This is a genomic window from Pseudomonas sp. Pseusp97, from assembly GCF_047304025.1.
Lineage (GTDB): Bacteria > Pseudomonadota > Gammaproteobacteria > Pseudomonadales > Pseudomonadaceae > Pseudomonas.
In genome coordinates this window covers 1-6,949 of record NZ_JBGLYK010000263.1, presented here as the reverse complement: position 1 = coordinate 6,949, position 6,949 = coordinate 1, and the positions used below count along the sequence as shown (strand labels likewise).

The window sequence follows — 6,949 nt, the reverse complement described above, 5'->3', positions numbered from 1 at the left end:
GGGCGGGGGGGGGTGGTGTTCGGCCCGCCCGGGCGCGCGGCGGGTGCCCCGCCCCCCCCCCCCGCGCCCCCGCCTCCCCCCCGGCGCGGGCGCCCCCCCCCCCCCCCCCGGCCGGCCTGGACGCGGTGCGCCATTGGGTCGGTAACGGCGCGCGCGTGCTGGTACGCCGCGCGCTGGCCGGCGACATCGAGCACGCTGGGGTCAGCGAGGAAGACACCGAGCGCGCCCTCGAACTGTTCATGGACGCCTATGCCGACAGCCACGCGCTGACCGTGGTCTACCCCGGCGTGATCGAGACCTTGAAGTGGCTGAAGAAGCGCGGCGTGGAGCTGGCGCTGATCACCAACAAGCCCGAGCAATTCGTCGCACCGTTGCTGGACGAAATGAAGCTGGGCAAGTTCTTCCGCTGGATCATCGGCGGCGACACCCTGCCGCAGCAGAAGCCCGACCCGGCCGCGCTGCTGTTCGTGATGAAGATGGCCGGCGTCTCGGCGGAACAGGCGCTGTTCGTCGGCGACTCGCGCAATGACATCCTCGCCGCCAAGGCTGCCGGGGTACGCAGCGTGGGCCTGAGCTACGGCTATAACCACGGTCGCCCCATCGCCGAGGAAACCCCGACGCTGGTGCTCGACGACCTGCGCCATCTGCTGCCTTGCTTCGATTCGGGCAAAGCGATAGTGTTGCCCGACTCCGCCTCAACTCCCGCTCAGCGAGACAGCACCGTGGAAACGGCTCCCCTCACACTCTGGATGAAAGTCATCAAGGCCCTGGCCCGCTGGCGCTGGCGCGCCTGACATCCTTTGGCCGGTACGCCCGGCGCGTGTGTGCAACCAAGTCCGTTACCTCCTCACTCCACGAGGCTGATCATGACCCGCGAAGAATTCCAGCGCCTGGCCGCCGAAGGCTACAACCGCATTCCGCTGACCTGCGAAACCCTTGCCGACTTCGACACCCCGCTGTCGATCTACCTGAAGCTGGCCGACGGCCCCAACACCTACCTGCTCGAGTCCGTGCAGGGCGGCGAGAAGTGGGGCCGTTACTCGATCATCGGGCTGCCGAGCCGCACCGTGCTGCGTGTCTACGGCCACCAGGCCAGCATCAAGGTCGACGGCGTCGAGACCGAGAGCTTCGAATGCGCCGACCCGCTGGCCTTCGTCGAGGAGTTCAAGGATCGCTACCGTGTGCCGACCATCGCCGGTCTGCCGCGCTTCAACGGCGGCCTGGTCGGCTACTTCGGCTATGACTGCGTGCGCTACGTCGAGCAACGCCTGGCGCAGTGCCCGAACCCCGATCCGCTGCAGAATCCTGACATCCTGCTGATGGTGTCCGACGCGGTGGTGGTGTTCGACAACCTCGCCGGCAAGATGCACGCAATCGTTCTGGCCGACCCGGCGCAGGCCGACGCCTACGACAACGGCCTGGCCCAGCTGGAAGAACTGCTGGAGCGCCTGCGCCAGCCGATCACCCCGCGCCGCGGCCTGGACTTCAGCGCTGTGAACGCCCCGGAACCGCAGTTCCGCGCCAGCTTTACCCGCGAGGACTACGAGCGCGCCGTCGGCACCATCAAGGAATACATCCTGGCCGGCGACTGCATGCAGGTCGTGCCGTCGCAGCGCATGTCCATTGACTTCAGCGCAGCGCCCATCGACCTGTACCGCGCGCTGCGCTGCTTCAACCCGACGCCCTACATGTACTTCTTCAACTTCGGTGACTTCCACGTCGTCGGCAGCTCGCCGGAAGTGCTGGTGCGCGTCGAGGACGGCGAAGTCACCGTGCGCCCCATCGCCGGCACCCGCCCGCGTGGCGCCACCGAGGAAGCCGACCGCGCGCTGGAAGAGGACCTGCTGTCCGACGCCAAGGAGATCGCCGAGCACCTGATGCTCATCGACCTGGGCCGAAACGACGTGGGTCGCGTGTCGCAGACCGGCAGCGTGAAGGTCACCGAGCAGATGGTGATCGAGCGCTACTCCAACGTCATGCACATCGTCTCCAACGTGAACGGCCAGCTGAACGAGAAGCTCAGCGCGATGGACGCCCTGCGCGCCATCCTGCCGGCCGGCACCCTGTCCGGTGCGCCGAAGATCCGCGCGATGGAAATCATCGACGAGCTGGAGCCGGTCAAGCGCGGCGTCTACGGCGGCGCCGTGGGTTACCTCGCGTGGAACGGCAACATGGACACCGCCATCGCCATCCGCACCGCGGTGATCAAGAACGGCGAACTCCACGTCCAGGCCGGCGGCGGCATCGTCGCCGACTCGGTACCGGCGGCGGAGTGGGAAGAAACCATCAACAAGCGCCGTGCAATGTTCCGCGCCGTGGCGCTGGCCGAGCACACCGCCCAGGTGCATGGCCGCGGCTGAGTGGCCGGCTCGATGAAAAAGCCCCGCTTCGGCGGGGCTTTTTGTTGGGGCGCGAATGATTGGTTGCGTCCGGCGGGCAGCACGCTTTCAGCTTGCTCCGGACTGCCCCCTCTCCCTTCGGAGCAAGGCGCGCAGCCAGGGCTGGGGGGAGGGTGAAAGCCCCAACTCCAGTGTCCGACTCAGCTCCGTTCCCCCTCCCTAGCCCTCCCCCTGAAGGGAGAGGGGACCGTCCGGAGCGAAACGAGACCTTTACCTCTGCCGGCACCATCGCTCCCCTTTTGCTTTGGAAGAGGGCTGGAGAGGGGCGCCCGGTGCAGACATTTCCAGGGCACGGCTCTTCGTAGGAGCGAGCTTGCTCGCGATCGGAATCTGCCGGCTGCTCCACCGTGGGGCGGGTTCGCGAGCAAGCTCGCTCCTACAGCACATGACGTCGCGCGCCGGGACTCACCCCGCCTGCCGCGTCTCCACCACCTGCAGGTTCGCCTTGCGCCGGGCCAGCGCGGCGTCCGCCTGCTGCGAGCGCTCCTCCACGTAGGCCGCCAGGTGATCCACCGCGACGTACTGCATCGCCTTGTGGCTGTCGTCCAGCGTGGTCACCGGCAGGGCAATGCGCCCGCAGGACAGCGCCTTGCTGAAGTTCTCCCGGTTAAGGTTGCGAAACCAGCGCTCGCGCACCTGCTCCAGCGGCACCAGGACATCCCCGAATATCTGGTAGACCAGGCTCACCGTCTCCGGGCGTGGGGCGGGGCGGACATCTGCGGTCGACTGCATGGGACTCTCCTGTTCCGATGGTGGTGGCGACAGAAGAAATATAGCAAAGGTTGTATTTTTCATCAATTACCCTGCAAAGAAAACCCCGCCGAAGCGGGGCTCTGTCGTTGCGGAACGAGCTCAGCGAACCAGGGTCGGCGCGCGGCGATGGCGCACCGTGGACCACCAGAAGACCCAGCCGATCATGCGGATCTGCCCGCTGTCGAACTGCTCCGGCGGGTATTCCTCATCGGGATACTCGTCGCGGTTGAAGCTGCGCAGGCGGATGCCGCCACCGGGCAGGCGGTAGACGAACTTCACCCGCAGCATGCCCTCGTGTTCCAGGGCGTAGATCTCGCCGTCGGTGATGTGCGTGGTGGCCGTGTCGATGCCGATCGTGGAGCCATCCATGATCAGCGGCTCCATGCTGTTGCCGGTGAGCTGGGCGCAGATCGCCGCTGCCGGATCGACCCCTGCGGCGCGCAGCGTGGCGTAGGAGAAACGCAGCTTGCGCCCCTCTATCTCGCGCACGGCGGTGCGTCCGGCGCCGGCCGCCAGTTCCACTTCCTTGTACAGGCGTAGTTCCACTTCGTCCTCGTCCAGCGGTGTGTCGCTATCCCATGGGTGCAGCGGTTCCAGCTGCAGCGGACTGCCATCGGCAGGCCGCGCGCCCGCTGCGCCGACGGCTTGCGTCGGCGTGCCTTCGCCGGTCGCCAGCCAGGTCGGCGAGACCCCCAGCGCGCTGGCGATCTCGATCAGCTTGCGGGTGCTCTGTGCCTTGCCCGAGGTCAGCTTGTGGATGGTGTTCTGCGAAACCCCGGCGGCTTCGGCCAGGGTTTCCTGCTTGAGGTTGCGCGAGGCCATCGCCTGTTTCAGGCGGTCGGCCAGCGTTGATGAGGGAGTCTTGTCCATGGCGGCACTCTACCTCCTGGGTTGTAGCCTGTAAATAGCTTTGGTGTTGACTAAATATAGCTATAGTTGTAATCATAAAAACCAGCAGCCCACCGACGAGACGAGAACCGGTGCGGCTGAAGGGAGGCAAATGGCTCCCCCTCACCACGGCAAGGAGGCCGTGGGTTGCCTGCGCAGCAGGCTGGAGGACGCGGGTGGGGCAGGACGGTCCCGCCCGCGTACCGGCAAGGGATGCCGCCCGAATGATTCGGCATCCGCGACGACTAGATCGCGACTGACCACCCCAGGCGGCCGAAGGCTCGGCGACCACGGAAGGACAGATCGCCAGGAGGACCTTCATGCACCAACACCCGAACTGCGCGATGCAGCCCGAATCCCCCGCCGATGCGGAGGTGCGCTATGGCTGATATTGCCGACTACGCCAACGACCTGATGCTGGAGCGCATCGAGGACATGCTGCATAGCCGCCGCTCCTCGGTGGCCATCAGCTCCGCCGAGTACTGCGAGGATTGCGGCGACGACATCCCGCCGGCGCGCCGCCTGGCCGCACCGGGCTGCACGCGCTGCCTGGATTGCCAGGCCCTGGATGAACTGGAGCGGCGGCACTGAGCCGCGCGGGAGGAACAGTGTGATCAAACCCATCGATGAAATGCTCAAGCTCTGGGCCGAGGAAATGCACAACCCGGGCAGCGCCGGCGGCGGTTATGCCGGCGGCAACCTGCTGGCGATGATGATGGCCAACAAGGGCGAGATGATTCGCGGCACGCGGGGCAGCAAGGTGATCCTCGATCGCGTCGCCGAGCTGGACCTGATCATCAACCACTTGCCGGACGAGCAGAAGGAGGTGGTCACCGAGCATTACCTCAACCGTGACAGCGAGGCATCGCAGAAGTACCGGCACTGCCGCTGCAGCCGCAATACCTTCTACCTGCGCCTGCATGTGGCGCACCAGAGCATCCAGTCACGGCTGATGCGCCGCGCCGCCTGATCTTTTCCCTTCTTCCCACGAAGCCCGGCCTTGCGCCGGGCTTCGTGCTTTTTCACGGCCCGCGTTGCGTTATGCTCGCTGCCCATGACGACTCCGATCCTTATCCGCCCCGCTGAAAGTGCCGATGCCGATGCCATCCTGCGCATCCTCGGCGAAACCTACGAAGCCACCTGGAAACCCGAGCTGAGCGTCGAAGCCATCGCGCGCTTCGAGTCATCCGCGCATACCGCCGCTTATGTGCGTGAGCGCCTGCCGTTCTTCCAGCTCGCCTGCATCGACGGCGAGGTGGTTGGCCTGCTCGACTGGCGCGACGACTTCATTGATGCCCTGCATGTTTCCCCCCGCCGTCAGCGCCTGGGTATCGGTGCGGCGCTGCTGCATCACGCCGAGGCTGCGATCGCTGCCGCGGGTCATACTCACGTCCGCCTGGAGACCGATACCTTCAACCGGCAGGCGCGTGCCTTCTATGGCAAGCAGGGCTATGCCGAGGTCGATTTCTACCCGGACGAGGAATGGCACAGCGGTTTCACCACCGTGCTGATGAGCAAGGCTCTCTGAAATTTCCGACGCTGGATTTCGGCGTTTCGACAGCACATTGAGGTGTGTCATCTGCGTATTGCAGCGCATTCCCCGAGAAGCCTTGTTCCGGCGGGAATCGGGGGGTAAAAAGTAGTCATTCTTGTAAAGGTGCGTCCCCAGGGAGCACAACGCGAAACACCGAAAAGCCCGGCCAGTGAGCCGGGCTTTTTCATGCCCGCGTTTTCTGATCCGCCATAAGCGGCGGATGGCCGGCGAGCGCGCCGGCAGTCATCCCCGGTTGGCTGATAGCCGCCGGTTTCGCCCGTTCGCGGGCGTCTTTATCCAAGGTGAGCCAATGGGCAACGAACCTCAGACCCTGGCCGACGTGCCTTTGTGGGGGCTGATCCTGCTCGCGGTGGCGGGCGGCATCAGCGGTGAAATGTGGCGCGCCGACAAGGCGGGCCTGGGCGGCTGGCGCTTGCTGCGGCGACTGGCGCTGCGCTCCGGTGCCTCCATCGTCTGCGGCATGGCGGTGATGTTCCTCGCCATGTCCTGCGGCGCCTCGCTGACCCTCGCCGCCGCCATCGGCAGCCTGACCGCGGCGGCCGGCGCGGAGATCGCCGTCGGCCTTTATGAACGCTGGGCGGCGAAGCGCCTGGGTGTCTGCGAACTGCCGCCCGGCCAGCGCGGACAAGACTGAAGCAGCAAGGAGACGACATGTCCGAACAACCTTTGACGCTGGCATTGCTGCTCGAAGCGGTGGAGCAGTCGCTGACTGCTCGACTGAGCGAGATCGGCACCTTCCTGCGCGGCCCGCTGAAGCAGGTTCCGGCGACCCTTCCGGCGCTGGCGCTGGAGTACGCCGGGATGCTGCCCGGCCAGGACCCCGGCAATGGCCAGACGGCGCTTGTCTGCCGCCTGCAGGCGCGGCTGCTGGTAACGCGCGACGATGCCGAAGCCGAGGAACTGGCGCTGCGCAATGTCGCGGCGCTGGCGGTACTGCTGCGGGCGCAGAACTGGGGGCTGGAACTGGAGCCGGTGAGCTTCATCCAGGCGCAGCCGGAACTCGACAATCCGGCGCTCGCGGCCTGCCGCGTGTGGCTGGTGGAGTGGCAGCAGCCGGTGCTGCTGGGCGACGCCGAGTGGCCCTGGGAAGACCAGCCGCCAGGCAGCCTGGTGATCGGCTTCGATCCGCAGACCGGTCCCGGTCATGAGGACGATTATTTCGATCCCGGAGCCCTGCAATGAACCAGGACTATGTGAGCGCCGAACACGACCGCATGCTCGCCGCGCTGGTCATGCCCTGCGAAGTCGTGGCCGTGGACCTTGCCGCGGCGCGGGTGCGCGTGCGCTCCGGCGAGTGGACCAGCGCGGCGAGCATGCGGTCGTGTTCGGCGCTCACATAGTCCTGGTTCATTGC

Annotated in this window: 9 protein-coding genes and 1 pseudogene; 8 read left to right on the top strand and 2 right to left on the bottom strand. The window is 66.3% G+C overall.

Translation table 11 applies throughout. The features are described 5' to 3' along the window. Together ACCC94_RS26370 and trpE are read left to right on the top strand one after the other, a co-directional pair. Positions 1-794: HAD-IA family hydrolase (locus tag ACCC94_RS26370; RefSeq protein WP_413352559.1), on the top strand; the 794-nt coding region annotated here is incomplete at its 5' end. A 72-nt stretch (positions 795-866) separates the two neighbouring features. Then, positions 867-2,360 (top strand): anthranilate synthase component I, encoded by a 1,494-nt coding sequence (trpE, locus tag ACCC94_RS26365; protein WP_413352558.1) that lies wholly within the window; start codon positions 867-869, stop codon positions 2,358-2,360. A gap of 444 nt (positions 2,361-2,804) precedes the next feature. On the opposite strand, the gene ACCC94_RS26360 is transcribed toward trpE, so the two are convergent. Continuing rightward, on the bottom strand, positions 2,805-3,131 hold the full coding sequence (locus ACCC94_RS26360; protein WP_192296237.1) for a pyocin activator PrtN family protein: 327 nt from the start codon (positions 3,129-3,131) through the stop codon (positions 2,805-2,807). Between the two features lie 120 nt (positions 3,132-3,251). Then, on the bottom strand, positions 3,252-4,022 hold the full coding sequence (locus ACCC94_RS26355; protein WP_413352557.1) for an XRE family transcriptional regulator: 771 nt from the start codon (positions 4,020-4,022) through the stop codon (positions 3,252-3,254). A 399-nt stretch (positions 4,023-4,421) separates the two neighbouring features. On the opposite strand from ACCC94_RS26355, the gene ACCC94_RS26350 reads away from it, so the two are divergent. The 6 genes and pseudogenes from ACCC94_RS26350 to ACCC94_RS26325 form a co-directional block, all read left to right on the top strand. After that, complete coding sequence (locus ACCC94_RS26350; RefSeq protein WP_413352556.1) at positions 4,422-4,631, top strand: TraR/DksA C4-type zinc finger protein; 210 nt, start codon at positions 4,422-4,424, stop codon at positions 4,629-4,631. 19 nt (positions 4,632-4,650) lie between these two features. Next, positions 4,651-5,010: a hypothetical protein gene (locus ACCC94_RS26345; RefSeq protein ID WP_413352555.1), complete on the top strand. Its 360-nt coding sequence runs from the start codon at positions 4,651-4,653 to the stop codon at positions 5,008-5,010. An 84-nt stretch (positions 5,011-5,094) separates the two neighbouring features. Then, the gene (locus ACCC94_RS26340; protein WP_413352554.1) at positions 5,095-5,568 is read left to right on the top strand and encodes an N-acetyltransferase family protein; all 474 of its coding nucleotides are present in this window, start codon (positions 5,095-5,097) and stop codon (positions 5,566-5,568) included. A gap of 316 nt (positions 5,569-5,884) precedes the next feature. Further along, complete coding sequence (locus ACCC94_RS26335) at positions 5,885-6,229, top strand: phage holin family protein (RefSeq protein ID WP_413352553.1); 345 nt, start codon at positions 5,885-5,887, stop codon at positions 6,227-6,229. Positions 6,230-6,246: 17 nt separating this feature from the next. Then, positions 6,247-6,777, top strand: coding sequence for a hypothetical protein (locus tag ACCC94_RS26330; protein ID WP_413352552.1), 531 nt, complete (start codon positions 6,247-6,249; stop codon positions 6,775-6,777). Next, positions 6,774-6,899 (top strand): annotated as a pseudogene (locus ACCC94_RS26325) (phage baseplate assembly protein V); the annotation flags it as partial. The gene ACCC94_RS26330 and the pseudogene ACCC94_RS26325, both read left to right, overlap by 4 nt. Positions 6,900-6,949 lie beyond the last annotated feature (50 nt).

Bases quoted from the DNA above. Each gene is read 5' to 3' on its own strand.
- trpE (WP_413352558.1), top strand. From the start codon at position 867: ATGACCCGCGAAGAATTCCAGCGCCTGGCCGCCGAAGGCTACAACCGC.
- ACCC94_RS26360 (WP_192296237.1), bottom strand. From the start codon at position 3,131: ATGCAGTCGACCGCAGATGTCCGCCCCGCCCCACGCCCGGAGACGGTG.
- ACCC94_RS26355 (WP_413352557.1), bottom strand. From the start codon at position 4,022: ATGGACAAGACTCCCTCATCAACGCTGGCCGACCGCCTGAAACAGGCG.
- ACCC94_RS26350 (WP_413352556.1), top strand. From the start codon at position 4,422: ATGGCTGATATTGCCGACTACGCCAACGACCTGATGCTGGAGCGCATC.
- ACCC94_RS26340 (WP_413352554.1), top strand. From the start codon at position 5,095: ATGACGACTCCGATCCTTATCCGCCCCGCTGAAAGTGCCGATGCCGAT.
- ACCC94_RS26335 (WP_413352553.1), top strand. From the start codon at position 5,885: ATGGGCAACGAACCTCAGACCCTGGCCGACGTGCCTTTGTGGGGGCTG.
- ACCC94_RS26330 (WP_413352552.1), top strand. From the start codon at position 6,247: ATGTCCGAACAACCTTTGACGCTGGCATTGCTGCTCGAAGCGGTGGAG.